Source organism: Oryzicola mucosus (assembly GCF_014534685.1).
Classification (GTDB): Bacteria; Pseudomonadota; Alphaproteobacteria; order Rhizobiales; family Rhizobiaceae; genus Oryzicola; species Oryzicola mucosus.
Genome location: NZ_JACVVX010000001.1, coordinates 1,084,858 through 1,098,266 on the forward strand (window position 1 = coordinate 1,084,858; position 13,409 = coordinate 1,098,266).

General features: G+C 62.9%; 12 protein-coding genes. 5 read left to right on the forward strand and 7 right to left on the reverse strand.

The features are described from left to right. Window positions 1-46: 46 nt before the first annotated feature. The 4 genes from ICI42_RS05170 to rpsP all read left to right on the forward strand — a co-directional run bounded on the left by ICI42_RS05170 (window position 47) and on the right by rpsP (window position 4,409). A complete protein-coding gene (locus ICI42_RS05170; protein WP_188163421.1) occupies window positions 47-1,807 on the forward strand; it encodes a GGDEF domain-containing protein in 1,761 nt (586 codons plus the stop codon). 265 nt (window positions 1,808-2,072) lie between these two features. Continuing rightward, complete coding sequence (ffh, locus tag ICI42_RS05175) at window positions 2,073-3,656, forward strand: signal recognition particle protein (RefSeq protein ID WP_188163422.1); 1,584 nt, start codon at window positions 2,073-2,075, stop codon at window positions 3,654-3,656. Between the two features lie 13 nt (window positions 3,657-3,669). Then, a complete protein-coding gene (locus tag ICI42_RS05180) occupies window positions 3,670-3,978 on the forward strand; it encodes a chorismate mutase (RefSeq protein WP_188163423.1) in 309 nt (102 codons plus the stop codon). Between the two features lie 38 nt (window positions 3,979-4,016). Next, the gene (gene rpsP / locus ICI42_RS05185; RefSeq protein WP_188163424.1) at window positions 4,017-4,409 is read left to right on the forward strand and encodes a 30S ribosomal protein S16; all 393 of its coding nucleotides are present in this window, start codon (window positions 4,017-4,019) and stop codon (window positions 4,407-4,409) included. 86 nt (window positions 4,410-4,495) lie between these two features. On the opposite strand, the gene mnhG is transcribed toward rpsP, so the two are convergent. From mnhG to ICI42_RS05220, 7 genes are all read right to left on the reverse strand, one after another. Next, window positions 4,496-4,882 carry a monovalent cation/H(+) antiporter subunit G gene (mnhG, locus tag ICI42_RS05190; RefSeq protein WP_188163425.1) on the reverse strand — a complete coding sequence of 129 codons (387 nt, stop codon included), beginning with the start codon at window positions 4,880-4,882 and terminating at the stop codon, window positions 4,496-4,498. After that, window positions 4,879-5,160: a K+/H+ antiporter subunit F gene (locus ICI42_RS05195; RefSeq protein WP_188163426.1), complete on the reverse strand. Its 282-nt coding sequence runs from the start codon at window positions 5,158-5,160 to the stop codon at window positions 4,879-4,881. Before ICI42_RS05195 ends, mnhG begins: the two co-directional genes overlap by 4 nt. Further along, complete coding sequence (locus ICI42_RS05200; protein ID WP_188163427.1) at window positions 5,157-5,645, reverse strand: Na+/H+ antiporter subunit E; 489 nt, start codon at window positions 5,643-5,645, stop codon at window positions 5,157-5,159. Before ICI42_RS05200 ends, ICI42_RS05195 begins: the two co-directional genes overlap by 4 nt. Continuing rightward, entirely contained in the window at window positions 5,642-7,270 is a 1,629-nt protein-coding gene (locus tag ICI42_RS05205; protein ID WP_188163428.1) for a monovalent cation/H+ antiporter subunit D, read from the reverse strand. The genes ICI42_RS05200 and ICI42_RS05205 overlap by 4 nt, the downstream gene beginning before the upstream one ends. A gap of 1 nt (window position 7,271) precedes the next feature. Next, window positions 7,272-7,607, reverse strand: a complete 336-nt coding sequence (locus tag ICI42_RS05210; RefSeq protein WP_188163429.1) for a Na+/H+ antiporter subunit C — start codon at window positions 7,605-7,607, stop codon at window positions 7,272-7,274. Then, the gene (locus ICI42_RS05215; protein WP_188163430.1) at window positions 7,607-10,582 is read right to left on the reverse strand and encodes a monovalent cation/H+ antiporter subunit A; all 2,976 of its coding nucleotides are present in this window, start codon (window positions 10,580-10,582) and stop codon (window positions 7,607-7,609) included. Before ICI42_RS05215 ends, ICI42_RS05210 begins: the two co-directional genes overlap by 1 nt. Window positions 10,583-10,869: 287 nt before the next feature. Further along, complete coding sequence (locus tag ICI42_RS05220) at window positions 10,870-11,904, reverse strand: aspartate-semialdehyde dehydrogenase (RefSeq protein WP_188163431.1); 1,035 nt, start codon at window positions 11,902-11,904, stop codon at window positions 10,870-10,872. A gap of 659 nt (window positions 11,905-12,563) precedes the next feature. Here ICI42_RS05220 and ICI42_RS05225 point away from each other — a divergent pair. Continuing rightward, a complete protein-coding gene (locus ICI42_RS05225) occupies window positions 12,564-13,403 on the forward strand; it encodes a UDP-2,3-diacylglucosamine diphosphatase (protein ID WP_188163432.1) in 840 nt (279 codons plus the stop codon). The last annotated feature ends 6 nt before the right edge of the window (window positions 13,404-13,409 follow it).

The following is a 13,409-nucleotide window of genomic DNA, read 5'->3' on the forward strand; positions in this document are numbered from 1 at the left end:
TTCGATGACGCGGGTTGGGCGACATCACAGTGAATTGGCGTACATCATGAACGGAAAGAGATTCGGCGCGCTTCGTGCCGATTTGGTCCGCAGCCTGAACGTGAAGGTGTTTGTTCTGATGGCGGTCGTCTCGACCGGCATAGCGGTAACAGCCCTTGTCTCGTTCTCTGGTCTCTCCGAGCGGACGGCTCTGTCCGTCGGCGGGCCGCTCGCGGAAACCCAGGCGCTCTACGACCGCGACCGTGGCAACGAAGCGCTGAGCCGCGACATTGAACTCGCCCGCACCATTTCGGGCGCACCTTCGATCATCGAATGGATCACCGACGAAGCCGCAGAGGACAAGCGCAACAGGGCGCTTGGCGAACTGGAGCAGATGCGCCAGGCATTCCGCGACGGCAGCTATTTCCTCGTCGCCAACGCTTCGGGCAATTACTATTTCAACGATGAGAAGGGCAGTTTTTCCGGTCAGGAACTGCGCTACACCATCAATCCGGAAAACCCGCGCGACGAGTGGTACTATCGCATGATCGCGGGCGAGCCGGGCTGCTATCTCAATGTCGACAATCGCGATGGCGGCATTGCGAAAGTCTGGGTCAATTGCCTGATCCGCGGCAACGGCCAGGCACTCGGCGTCGTCGGTACCGGCATCGATCTCGCCGACTTCCTTGCCGATATGGCGGCACCAGCGCGCCAAGGCGTCGAAAGCCTTTATGTCGACGCCGCGGGCACCGTTCAGGCACGCCGCGGCGAAGGCCAGGAGAGCTTCAGCGCCGCCGCCGGTGCACAGAAGGCAGGCGTCTTCCAACTCATCGATTCCGAGGCCGACCGCCAGCTGCTGCGCAGCGCCATGGAGCAGGCCAAGGCCGGCGGCCCGACCAGGCCCGTTTCACTCTCCATGGGCGGTCGCGACATGCTCGTCAGCGTCGGTCATCTCAAGTCCCTGAACTGGTTCAACATCGCCGCCGTCGACATCAACGCCATCGCCGGGCAAAGCCTGTCCCGCCCGCTTGGGCTGCTGATTGCCGTGGCGATGGGCGCCGCCCTGCTCATTGCTCTCATGTTCAAGTTCTTCGTGCTCGACAGGGTGGTCAAGGCCGCGCGCGCCGTAGCGGAAGTGGCGGCCGGCAATCACGATATCGCGATGAAGGAAGGTGGCGACCAGATCGGCTCTCTGATGCGCTCGGTCAACAGCATGGCAGCGTCCGTGCGGGACACCACCGGCAGGCTCGAATCCGAGTTGCGCCAGCATCAGGAAAAGATGGAGAACGGAGCCTATTTCGACCCGCTCACCGGGCTGGTCAACCGGCGTGGCTTCATCGAGACCTTCGAACATCGCCGTGGCATCGTCGAGAATGCCCGAGGCCGGCTTGGCATCCTGCTGCTCGACGTCGATCACTTCAAAGCGGTCAATGAGGGGTTCGGCAATGCCTATGGCGACGCCGTTCTGGCCGAGCTGGGCAAGCGTCTCGATGGCGTTACCCGCAGGCTCGACATTTGTGGCCGCTGGAGCGGCGATGAATTCGCCGTGTTGATCGATCGCTGCACGCCGGAGCTTCTGGCCTCCATCTCCCACAAGGTTCTGGAGGCCGTGCGGGCGAAACCGTTCCATCCGGCGGGCGGCGCCAACCTGCGCGTCACCATCAGCATCGGCGCCTGCCTGATCGCGCCGCGCGAACCGCTGGAGCATGCTGTCCACCGCGCCGACGCCGCTCTTGCCCAGGCAAAGGCGTCGGGCCGCAACCAGGCGAGCGTCTACGATCCGTCGCTTGCCGGCGAGGATATACTGGACGGCACACAGGCGGCCTGAGGGCCGCTTCCTGGTCTCGCTATGCCGAGACCTTGACTTCGCAGCTTTTTTGCTGTCTAGAAGCCCGCAATTCAGCGACGAGTTCAGACTCCGAGCCGCCGACCGGGACCCCAAGTGGTATAAATCGATCCCGGAGGCCAACACCAGGCAGCGCGATGCGCCCCCTGGTGCTTTTTGGCTTTGGCTGCACGAAAGGTTTTGAACCTGGCTGGCGAAGCATTACTTCTCGGGCGTAGCCCAAGCGCCGGAGAAAGGAAGAAGGTTCATGTTCGAGAGCTTACAGGAACGCCTAGGCTCGATCCTCAACGGCCTGACCGGCCGTGGCGCGCTGTCGGAAGCCGATGTATCGGCTGCCTTGCGCGAGGTTCGCCGCGCCCTCCTCGAGGCCGACGTCGCGCTCGAAGTCGTGCGCTCCTTCACCGACCGCGTGCGTGAAAAGGCGGTGGGTGCCGCCGTCGTCAAGTCGATCAAGCCCGGCCAGATGGTCGTCAAGATCGTTCATGACGAACTGGTCGAGATGCTCGGCACCGAAGGCGTCGCCATCGACCTCAACGCGGCTGCTCCGGTCGTCATCATGATGGTCGGCCTGCAGGGCTCGGGTAAGACGACCACCACCGGCAAGATCGCCAAGCGGCTGACCGAGCGGCAGAACAAGAAGGTTCTTATCGCCTCGCTCGACACGCGCCGTCCCGCCGCGCAGGAGCAGCTTCGCCAGATCGGCGAGCAGATCAAGGTCGCCACGCTGCCGATCGTCGCCGGCCAGACTCCGGTCGATATCGCAAAGCGCGCGGTCCAGGCCGCCAAGCTCGGCGGCCACGACGTCGTCATCCTCGATACCGCCGGCCGCACCCATATCGACGAGCCGCTGATGGTCGAGATGGCCGACATCCGCAAGGTGTCGAACCCGCATGAAATCCTGCTCGTCGCCGATTCGCTGACCGGTCAGGACGCCGTCAATCTGGCGCGCAATTTCGACGAACGCATCGGCATAACCGGCCTCGTGCTGACCCGCATGGATGGCGACGGTCGCGGCGGCGCGGCCCTGTCCATGCGCGCCGTCACCGGTAAGCCGATCAAGCTGATCGGCACCGGCGAGAAGATGGATGGGCTCGAAGAGTTCTATCCCAAGCGCATCGCCGACCGCATTCTCGGCATGGGCGACATTGTCAGCCTGGTCGAGAAAGCTGCCGAAACCATCGACGCGGAAAAAGCCGCCGCGATGGCCAAGAAGATGCAGTCGGGCAAGTTCGACCTCAACGATCTCGCTGACCAGCTCGGCCAGATGCAGAAGATGGGCGGCATGGGCGGCATCATGGGCATGATGCCCGGCATGGGCAAGATGAAGGACCAGATGGCGGCCGCCGGCATGGACGACAAGATGTTCGGCCGCCAGCTCGCCATCATCTCCTCGATGACCAAGGCAGAGCGCGCCAATCCCGATGTTCTCAAGCACTCGCGCAAAAAGCGCATCGCCGCCGGTTCCGGCACGGACGCGGCCGAGATCAACAAGCTGCTGAAGATGCACCGCCAGATGGCCGACATGATGAAAGCCATGGGCGGCAAGGGCAAGGGCGGCATGATGCGCGGGATGATGGGCGGCATGGCGCAGAAGATGGGCCTTGGCGGCATGATGCCGGGCGGTATGGGCGGCATGCCCGATCTGTCCAAGATGGACCCGAAGCAGCTCGAAGCGCTGAAGAAGCAGGCCGAAGCCGCCGGCCTCGGCAAGGGCATGGCGGGAGGGCTTCCCGGCCTCGGCGGCGGCGGTTTGCCGGGCCTTCCCGGCGGCATGAGATTGCCCGGCCTCGGCGGTCCCGGCGGCCTGCCAGGCCTGGGAAAGAAGAAATAGCGTGGGGGAGACGATGAAGGCTACACCGCAGGTATTGCTCAAGGATTTGCGCGGCTCGATCGACAATATCGATGCAGCTTTGATCTACATGCTGGCGGAGCGTTTCCGCTGCACCCAGGCGGTGGGCGTGCTCAAGGCCACCCACGGTCTGCCGCCGGCCGACCCAGCGCGCGAACAGGAACAGATAGCCCGCCTGCGCCGCCTGGCACAGGAGGCCAATCTCGATCCCGATTTTGCCGAGAAATTCCTGAACTTCGTCGTCCGCGAAGTCATCAGGCACCACGAACAGATCGCCAAGGATGGCGTGAAGACAGACCAGTAAACCCGATCAGTGAACAGTACCCCTAAGGAGATTTTGACATGGCACTGAAGATCCGCCTGGCTCGCGCCGGCTCCAAGAAGCGTCCCTACTACCACATCGTCATCGCCGACGCCCGTTCGCCGCGCGATGGCCGTTTCATCGAGCAGGTCGGTTCGTGGAACCCGATGCTGGCTGACGATGCCGCGCGCGTTTCGGTCAACGAAGATCGCGTCAAGCATTGGATGGACAACGGCGCCCTGCCGACCGACCGCGTGCTGCGCTTCCTCGACCAGGCTGGCATTGCCAAGCGTCCGGCCCGCAGCAACCCGACCAAGGCCGAGCCGGGCAAGAAGGCCCAGGAGCGCGCAGCGCTGCTGAAGAAGGCCCAGGACGACGCAGCCGCCGCCGCTGCGGCGGCTTCCGCTGCTCCGGCCGAAGCCAGCGCCGAGTAATTGCTCTATTTCGGTTTAAATGAAGACGGCGGGTCGTTCGGCCCGCCGTCTTCATTTTGCTTAGATGGGTAGATCGTTCGCTATCTTTACGATGGCTTCTTCGAAGTCTGCATCTCGGCGTTGTCGAGAGGGTCCTTCGATGCCGGGACGTCCTGCACGCGCTCGATCCGGTCGCGATACAGCGCTGCCCGCGCCAGAAGCATCAGCGTCACCGGCGTTGTGACCGAGACGAAGACGAAGATCAGCACTTCGTGAACCGCCGGCCTGAGCTGGGTGACGGTAAAATAGACCACCGATCCAGCCAGAATGAAGATGGTGCCGAAACTCGTGCCCAGGGTGGGCGCATGGATGCGCTGGTAAAACGAGCGGAACCGCACCATGCCGATACAGCCGGCAAGCATCAGCAAGGAGCCTGCGACCAGCAGGACGGATACGGCGATGGCCGCCCAGAGCGGGAATTGGTCGCCGGTCATTCGATAACTTCGCCACGCATGAGAAATTTGGCCAGGGCCAGCGTGCTGACGAAGCCGAGCGCGCCGATGATCAGTGCCACCTCGAAATAGAGCGTCGTGCCAGTGCGGATGCCGAAAGTGACCAGGAGCAGCATGCCGCTGACATAGAAGGCGTCAAGGCTCAGCACCCGGTCTTGCGCGCGAGGGCCGCGAGCCAAGCGATAAGCTGCGCAGGCCATGGCGAGCGCCAGAATGGCCTCGCAGGCCAGCACGCTCCAGAAAAGAATGATCTGGCTCATCCGAAAATCTCCAGCAGCAGTGTCTCGTAGCGGTACTTCAACGTGTCGATCCATTCCTGGTCGTTTTCGATATCCAGAACGTGGATCAGAACCTCGCTTTCCTCGGGGTGGTATTCCAGCCAGGCGCTGCCCGGCGTAGCGGTGACGATGCAGGACAGGATGGCAAGGCCGAAGCGGTGTTTCAACTCAAGCGGCACGGTCAGGAAGCCCGACTTGGTCATATCGCTGTTCGGGTTGAGGATCAGCTTCGAGACGGCGATGTTGGACGCCATGATGTCGACAACGGCTCGGCCAGCCAGCCGAAAAATCGGCAGGAAGCGGATGACGCGCGGCTTTTCCGGTTGCAGGGCGGCCATGGCGCGCGACGCCAGCAGCGCGATCGCCAGCCCCAGCAGGATGTGGCCCGGCGATGCCGATTGCTGCAGCAGAAGCCACATGATCAGCAGCGACAGCGTCAACAGCGGATAGGGCAGAACACGGCTCATGACGCACCTCCCGCATGGGCGGCGGGTGTGGTGCCGATAATGTCCTCGATATAGTCGGTCGGCGTGTGCAGCGCGTCCGCGGCCAGGTCCATGAAGCGCAGCACCGGGCCGCCTGCGACAGTCAGGCCGAGGCAGAGAGCGATCAAAATGGCGATCGGAGCGATCTCGATGACGCGGACGCTCGGCGTCTGACCTTCAAGTGTGGCCCAGAAGGTGGCAATGCCGGTTCGCGTCATGGCGATCAGCGAGGCGAGGCCGGAAATGATCAGCAGGCCGATCAGCCACCATGTCGATGCGGGGATCGGCGATGCGGCGTCTTCCGACTGAAGCACCGCGCTCAGCATAGCGAATTTGGAAATGAAGCCTGAAAAGGGCGGCACGCCCGACAAGAGCAGCCCGCACAGGGCAAAGCAGACGCCCAGGATCGCCATAGTCGATGGGATGACTACGCCGACCTCCTCCTCGTGTTCGAGCTCCTCGTCGTCCTCGCCATAGGCTTCCATGGTGACGGCGAGAACGTCGGCGCCGGCGACACGCGCGCGCTCGATCAATTCGACCAGCATGAGGAAGGCGCTGATGGTGAGGGTCGAGCTGACGAGGTAGAACAGCAGGCCGCCGGTCACCGCCCTGTCGCCCATGCCGATGGCGGCGAGCAACGTGCCCGAGGAGACCAGCACGGAATAGCCGGCGAGACGGCCCGTGCTTTGCGAGGCGAGAACGCCTACCGTGCCAAAGGCGATGGTCGCCAGCCCGCCAATCATGAGAAAGGTCTGGCCGAAGCCGAAGGATGCCCCGGCATGCTCGCCGAACAGGAGCAGCGTCAGGCGCAGGACGATGTAGACGCCGACCTTGGTCATGATCGCAAACAGACCCGCGACCGGTGCGCTCGCCGCCGCATAGGTCGTCGGCAGCCAGAAATTCAGCGGCCACATGCCGGCCTTTACCAGGAAGGCGATGCCCAGGATGGCTGCGCCCGCATGCAGCAGGCCGAGATCGTTGGCCGGCACATGCGGAATGCGGAGCGCGAGGTCTGCCATGTTCAGCGTGCCGGTGACGCCATAGATCAGGCTGACGCCGATCAGGAACAGCGACGAGGCCGCCAGATTGATGGCGATGTAGTGTAGGCCGGCGCGGACGCGCAGCACGCCCGAACCATGCAGCAGCAGCCCGTAGGAGGCCGCCAGCATGACTTCGAAGAAGACAAACAGGTTGAACAGGTCGCCGGTCAGGAAGGCGCCGTTCAAGCCCATAAGCAGCATCTGGAACAGCATGTGGAAATGCGGCCCGGCGGCCTGCCAGCGCGCCATCGAATAGATCAGCGCATTGATGCCGAGAATGCCGGCGAGCAGCACCATGATCGCCGAAAGCCGGTCGGCGACCAGTACGATGCCGAAGGGCGCGGGCCAGTTGCCGAGCTGGTAGGTGACCGTCAGTTCGGTGCCTTCGCGCGTCACCGCATCGGTCTGCATCAGAAGCGCTATAGCAACCGCGACGAGCAGGATGGTGGCGGCGAAATTGATGCCCGCCTTGATCTCTCGGCGGGTGTCGTCGAACAGCAGCGTCAGTGCCGCTGCGCCCAGCGGCAGCAGGATCGGCATGATGATGAGGTGGTCGAGGAAGCTCATCTCAGCGCTCCCTTCCGTCGACGTGGTCGGTGCCGGTGAACCCGCGCGAGGCGAGCAGAACTACCAGGAAGAGCGCCGTCATGGCGAAGCCGATGACGATCGCCGTCAGCACCAGCGCCTGCGGCACAGGGTCTGTATAAAGAGCGGGGTCGTTCGCCGCCGGATCCAGGACTGGCGCCGCGTTGAGACGGATGCGCCCCATCGAAAAGATGAACAGGTTGACCGCATAGGAAAGCAAAGACAGGCCGATGATGACCTGGAAGGTGCGCGGCCGCAGGAGCAGAAACACGCCCGAGCCCGCGAGAACGCCGATGCCGATTGCCAGGACGAGTTCCATCAGGACGCTCCTCCCGGTGCTTCCACAGTGGATGTTTCCAAAGTCGGCGGCGGCGGGGGCTCCACGGCATGCGTCGGCAGAACCGAGCTGCGCGCGGCCTTTGGCGAGCGGACGGATTGGTGCGCCAGCGCGATGAGGATGAGTACCGTGGCGCCGACGACCAGGACGAACACGCCGAGGTCGAAGAATAGGGCGGCGGCCATCGGCACCTTGCCGATGATGGGGAGTTCGGCATATTGGAACGCCATGGTCAGGAACGGGTAGCCGAACGCCCAAGCGCCCAGGCCTGTCGCCAGGGCAATCAGCAGGCCTGTGCCGATCCATTTGACCGGGAGGATGCGCAGCCTGTCTTCGACCCAGCGCGTGCCGCCGGCCATATATTGCAGAATGAAGCCGATCGACATGGTGATGCCGGCCGCGAACCCGCCGCCCGGCAGGTCGTGGCCGCGCAGAAAGATATAGGCCGAAAGCACGATGATGACCGGGAACATCCACTGCATGATCACCGATGGGATCATCAGATATTCGTTCACCGTGTCGCCGCTCTGCCGGTTCGGCCTGAGGTTGTCATAGGCATTCTGAATGCGCTGCTGCTCGGGCTTTTCGACGCTCTCGGCTGCCGGGCGGAAGCGGCGCAGCAAGGCGAAGACGGTGATTGCCACGATGCCGAGAACCGCGATCTCGCCAAAGGTGTCGAAGCCCCGGAAGTCGACCAGCATGACGTTGATGACATTGGTGCCGCCGCCTTCGGTATAGGCACGTTCCAGGAAGAAGCGCGAAATCCCGTCGGGTACGGCGGTACGGGTCATGATGGCGTAGGACAGCGCGGCGACGCCGCCGCCGGCAAAGACGCCAAGCACGATGTCGCGATAGCGGCGGAGTTTGGTGGGCAGCGCGATGTGATCGGCGTCGCCTTTCTGGAACCGCTTGGGCAGCCAGCGCAGGCCGAGCAGGATCAGCACCGTCGTGACGATTTCGACAAGAAGCTGGGTGACGGCGAGATCGGGCGCGGAAAACCAGACGAAGGTCATGCAGGTGACCAGGCCGGCGCCGCTCATCAGCACCAGCGAGGCGAGACGGTGGTACTTCGCCTGATGCGCGGCGGCGATAGCGCAGAAAATGCCGACCAGCCATAATATGACGAAGCCGGGGTCCCAGCCGCTGAGCTGCAGCTTTACCGGCCCGAAACCCGGGCGCAGCGCGAACCATGCTGTGACGACGCAGATGAGCACCAGCAGGAAGAGCTGTGGCTGCAGCCGACGCGTGCCGGCCCAGCGCTCCAGCGACTTGGCCCATTTCCAGGAAATCGTCACCAGGATGCGCTCAAAAATGCGCTGCCCGACCAGCCGGCGCATCAGCGGCGGACCTTCAACGCCGAGGGCAAGATAGGGCCGCAGCATGATGTAGAGTATGACGCCGCCGACCAGCGCGCCGATACTCATCAGCAGGGGCAGGTTAAAGCCGTGCCAGATCGACAGGCTGTAGTGCGGCGTGTCCTGGCCCAGCACCGCCACCACGGCGGTCGCGAGATAGGGGCCGATGGCGATGCCGGGGATGATGCCAACGATCAGGCAGATCAAAACCAGGACTTCGATGGGAATGCGCATCAGCGACGGCGGCTCGTGCGGCACTTTTTCCAGATCGGTCGGCGGCGGGCCGAAGAACACGCCGCAGACGAAGCGCAGCGCATAGGCGACGCTGAAGATGCCGGCGATGATCGCTCCGATCGGCAGCGCCAGATTGGCGAACATGTTGGGATTGCGGATCGCTGTCTCGGTGAAGAACATCTCCTTGGAGATGAAGCCGTTGAGCAGCGGCACGCCGGCCATGGCAGCACTGGCGATGATGGCGAGCGTGCCGGTGAACGGCATGTATTTGAACAATCCGCTCAGCCGCCGCAGGTCGCGCGTGCCGGACTCGTGGTCGATGATTCCGGCCGCCATGAACAGCGAAGCCTTGAACGTGGCGTGGTTGACGATATGGAAAATCGCCGCCACCGCCGCCAGAGGCGTGCCCATGCCCAGAAGCGTGGTGATCAGCCCGAGATGGCTGATGGTGGAATAGGCCAGCAGGCCCTTGAGATCCTGCTGGAAGATTGCCGCATAGGCGCCCATGACGAGAGTGATGAGACCCGCCGAGCTGACGATCCAGAACCACTCTTCGGTGCCGGCCATGACCGGCCAGAAGCGTACCAGCAGGAATACGCCGGCCTTCACCATGGTGGCCGAATGCAGATAGGCAGACACGGGCGTGGGTGCGGCCATGGCGCGCGGCAGCCAGAACTGGAAAGGGAACTGCGCGCTCTTGGTGAAGGCGCCCAACAGCATCAGCACCAGGATGGTGGTGTAAAGCGTATGCTCGCGCAGCGTATCGCCTGACGCCAGCACCGCGTCGAGATCGTAGCTGCCGATGACATGGCCGACCAGGAGCATGGCGACCAACAGCGCCAAGCCGCCGATGGCGGTGACCGTCAACGCCATGCGCGCGCCGTCGCGGGCATTGGCGTTGTGATACCAGTAGCCGATCAACAGGAAGGATGTGACGCTGGTCAGCTCCCAGAACACGACGAGCTGGATGATGTTGCCTGACGTCACCACGCCCAGCATCGCGCCCATGAAGGCGAGGAAGAACGCGAAAAAGCGCGGCACCGGATCCTTGGGTGACATGTAGTAGCGTGCATAGAGCACCACTAGGAAGCCGATGCCGGTGATCAGCATCGAGAAGATCCAGGCGAAGCCGTCCATGCGGATGACGAGATTGAGTCCCGCCGAAGGCAGCCATGGTATCTCGTAGCGGACGACATCTCCGCCGGTGACATCAGGATAGAAGGACATGGTGATGGCAAGGCCGATAAGCGCCACTGCGCCGGCAAGCCAGACCTCGGCATTTCGTGCATTTGCAGGCAGGCTTCCGGCCACGAGGCTGCTTAGAAAAGGCAGGACGATAAGGACGGTCAGAAGCACTTCACTGGACATCAGCGCGGGGGAAGCCTTTCAATTTTTGTGGGAAAGCGCCCGAAAACGCTGTCATTTCCTACTTTTGCGGGATTTCGCCGGGGCAATCAAGGTTGCACAAGCGACTTTCGCACCCTTTAGCGGCATTTTTGCGAAGCCGGGACAATCGGTTGCGCGGTTTCGGCCCCGGCCTTTCCCAACGCTTGGTCAGCAAATGCTTTTCAAAATGCAGAAAGCCCCGCACTCCGGGGAGGCGGGGCTTGTCGCAATGCTGCGCCGTATCGCCCGGCGCAGGCGTGTTTGTCGGGTCAGGCGGCCTTCTGACGCGGCTTGATCAGGTCGCGCTCGATCAAAAGTTCGGCGATCTGCACCGCATTAAGTGCCGCGCCCTTGCGCAGATTGTCCGAGACGATCCAGAGCGCGAGGCCGTTTTCGACGGTCGCGTCCTCGCGGATGCGGGAAATGTAGGTGGCATCCTCGCCAGCCGAATCCAGCGGCGTGGCGTAGCCGCCATCCTCATGCTTGTCGATGACCAGGCAGCCCGGAGCTTCGCGCAGGATATCGCGCGCCTCGTCGGCGGTGATCGGCTTTTCGAACTCGATATTGACCGCCTCGGAGTGACCGATGAACACCGGCACGCGCACGGCGGTGGCCGTCAGCTTGATCTTGGGATCGAGCATCTTCTTGGTCTCGGCCATCATCTTCCACTCTTCCTTGGTGTAGCCGTCTTCCATGAAGACGTCGATGTGGGGGATGACGTTGAAGGCGATGCGCTTGGTGAACTTCTTGTTCTGGACCGCGTCGGCGACAAACACGGCGCGGGTCTGGGTGAACAGCTCGTCCATGCCTTCCTTGCCGGCGCCAGAAACCGACTGGTAGGTGGAGACCACGACGCGCTTGATCGTGGCGATGTCATGCAGCGGCTTCAGCGCGACCACCAACTGCGCGGTCGAGCAGTTCGGATTGGCGATGATGTTCTTGCGGGTGAAGCCGGCGATGGCGTCGGGGTTCACTTCCGGCACGATCAGCGGCACGTCCTGATCGTAGCGCCAGGCCGAGGAGTTGTCGATGACGACGCAGCCCTGCTTGCCGATCTTCGGCGACCATTCCTTGGAGATGGTGCCGCCGGCAGACATCAGGCAGATGTCGGTGTCTGAGAAATCATAGGTGTCGAGCGACTTCACCTTGATCGTGCGGTCGCCATAGGACACTTCGGTGCCCTGGCTGCGGCGCGAGGCGAGCGCCACGACCTCATCGGCGGGAAAGCCGCGTTCTTCCAGTATGTTGAGCATTTCCCGGCCCACATTGCCCGTGGCACCGACGATCGCAACCTTGAAACCCATATCGAAAATCTCCTGTCCCTCTCCGCTCGCTTTTGGAGAAAACCCGCCGGCCGTCGCGGGCTTCATCCCCCGGGCCGGACCCGGGAGAGGGTGAGCAGGCCAAGGGAGATCACACCGTTTTGGTGGTCGTTTTGGCCGTGGTTTTGGTCGAAAGCAGGGACGCGCTTCGGCGTCCGGCCCGATGGTTGACATCGTGGCCGGGAAAATCGAATGCGAAAAGCGCCATCAAGAGGCCGCGCATCGGTGCAATCCCTGTTCGAGCGCGCTTTTACGCTGTTTGCGGCAGGAGTCAACGGTGGGAAGCGGCCAGCGCAGTGTGTATCTTCCGTAAGATGAGGAGGCTTGGCGTCAAAGCAAGGGGTTATGAAGGTCTGCGGCCGATGCCAGCGCTATCCTCCCGTTAAGGGCGCCTCGTTCTGCTGTTGTGCCCGTATTTAACATAAGTCACGGAATGGATTCTCGGGTGCAACCGGAGCGAAGCGATGGCGGAAACCCGGGACTCCATTCCGTAGCGCTTAAGACAGGCACGGCGCCGCAGACCAAACGGGCACAGCACCGCATCAGGGGCATGTTGCGCCGGCTAACCACCATGATCTCGCGTCAGGAAACTGTATTGCTTCCGTCATCGCTGCGTCACGCAATTTTGCTCAAAGCGACGCATGGCAAGCACAGCAATCCACGAATCGAGTGATCAGGCGGATGCGCCGAGCTTCCGGACGCTGTTCCTTTCGGACGTGCATCTGGGCACCCGCTTCTGCCAGGCAGAAGCGCTTCTGGAATTTCTCAGGCAACACGACGCAGAGACCATCTATCTGGTCGGCGACATCGTCGACGGATGGCAGCTGAAAAGCAGCTGGTATTGGCCGCAGGCGCATAATGACGTGGTTCAGAAGCTGATGCGCAAGGCGCGCAAGGGCGCGCGCATCGTCTATGTGCCTGGTAATCACGATGAGTTCCTGCGCGAGTTCCGCGGCGTGAATTTCGGCGAGATCGAAATCCACGAGACGATCGTTCATGAAGCCGCCGACGGCAAGCGCTACCTCGTCATCCACGGCGACGTGTTCGATGTGGTGATGCGGCACGCCAAGTGGCTCGCTTTGCTGGGCGACGGCGCCTACCAGCTGGCGATGTGGCTGAACCGCTATGTCAACATTGCCCGCCGCAGGCTCGGCTTCACCTACTGGTCGCTGTCGGCCTGGGCCAAGATGCGCGTCAAGAACGCCGTTAATTTCATCGGCAAGTTCGAGACGGTCGTGGCGGACGAAGCTGCGCGGCAGGGCGTCGACGGCGTGATCTGCGGCCATATCCACAGTGCCGCCCATCGGGAGATCGACGGGCTCGCCTATATCAACACCGGCGACTGGGTCGAAAGCTGCACCGCCGTCGTCGAGCATCATGACGGGCGCATGGAGCTGATCGACTGGTCGGTGCTCAGCCGCACGCTCAACCAACAGCGCAGCCTTGCCGCGCTGCCCTGGCGGCGCAAGGCCGCTGCGTGAGCACGC

What these genes read in the sequence shown, in the direction of transcription:
- ICI42_RS05170 (WP_188163421.1), top strand. Translation starts at nt 47, where the DNA reads ATGAACGGAAAGAGATTCGGCGCGCTTCGTGCCGATTTGGTCCGCAGC.
- ffh (WP_188163422.1), top strand. Translation starts at nt 2,073, where the DNA reads ATGTTCGAGAGCTTACAGGAACGCCTAGGCTCGATCCTCAACGGCCTG.
- ICI42_RS05180 (WP_188163423.1), top strand. Translation starts at nt 3,670, where the DNA reads ATGAAGGCTACACCGCAGGTATTGCTCAAGGATTTGCGCGGCTCGATC.
- rpsP (WP_188163424.1), top strand. Translation starts at nt 4,017, where the DNA reads ATGGCACTGAAGATCCGCCTGGCTCGCGCCGGCTCCAAGAAGCGTCCC.
- mnhG (WP_188163425.1), bottom strand. Translation starts at nt 4,882, where the DNA reads ATGACCGGCGACCAATTCCCGCTCTGGGCGGCCATCGCCGTATCCGTC.
- ICI42_RS05195 (WP_188163426.1), bottom strand. Translation starts at nt 5,160, where the DNA reads ATGAGCCAGATCATTCTTTTCTGGAGCGTGCTGGCCTGCGAGGCCATT.
- ICI42_RS05200 (WP_188163427.1), bottom strand. Translation starts at nt 5,645, where the DNA reads ATGAGCCGTGTTCTGCCCTATCCGCTGTTGACGCTGTCGCTGCTGATC.
- ICI42_RS05205 (WP_188163428.1), bottom strand. Translation starts at nt 7,270, where the DNA reads ATGAGCTTCCTCGACCACCTCATCATCATGCCGATCCTGCTGCCGCTG.
- ICI42_RS05210 (WP_188163429.1), bottom strand. Translation starts at nt 7,607, where the DNA reads ATGGAACTCGTCCTGGCAATCGGCATCGGCGTTCTCGCGGGCTCGGGC.
- ICI42_RS05215 (WP_188163430.1), bottom strand. Translation starts at nt 10,582, where the DNA reads ATGTCCAGTGAAGTGCTTCTGACCGTCCTTATCGTCCTGCCTTTTCTA.
- ICI42_RS05220 (WP_188163431.1), bottom strand. Translation starts at nt 11,904, where the DNA reads ATGGGTTTCAAGGTTGCGATCGTCGGTGCCACGGGCAATGTGGGCCGG.
- ICI42_RS05225 (WP_188163432.1), top strand. Translation starts at nt 12,564, where the DNA reads ATGGCAAGCACAGCAATCCACGAATCGAGTGATCAGGCGGATGCGCCG.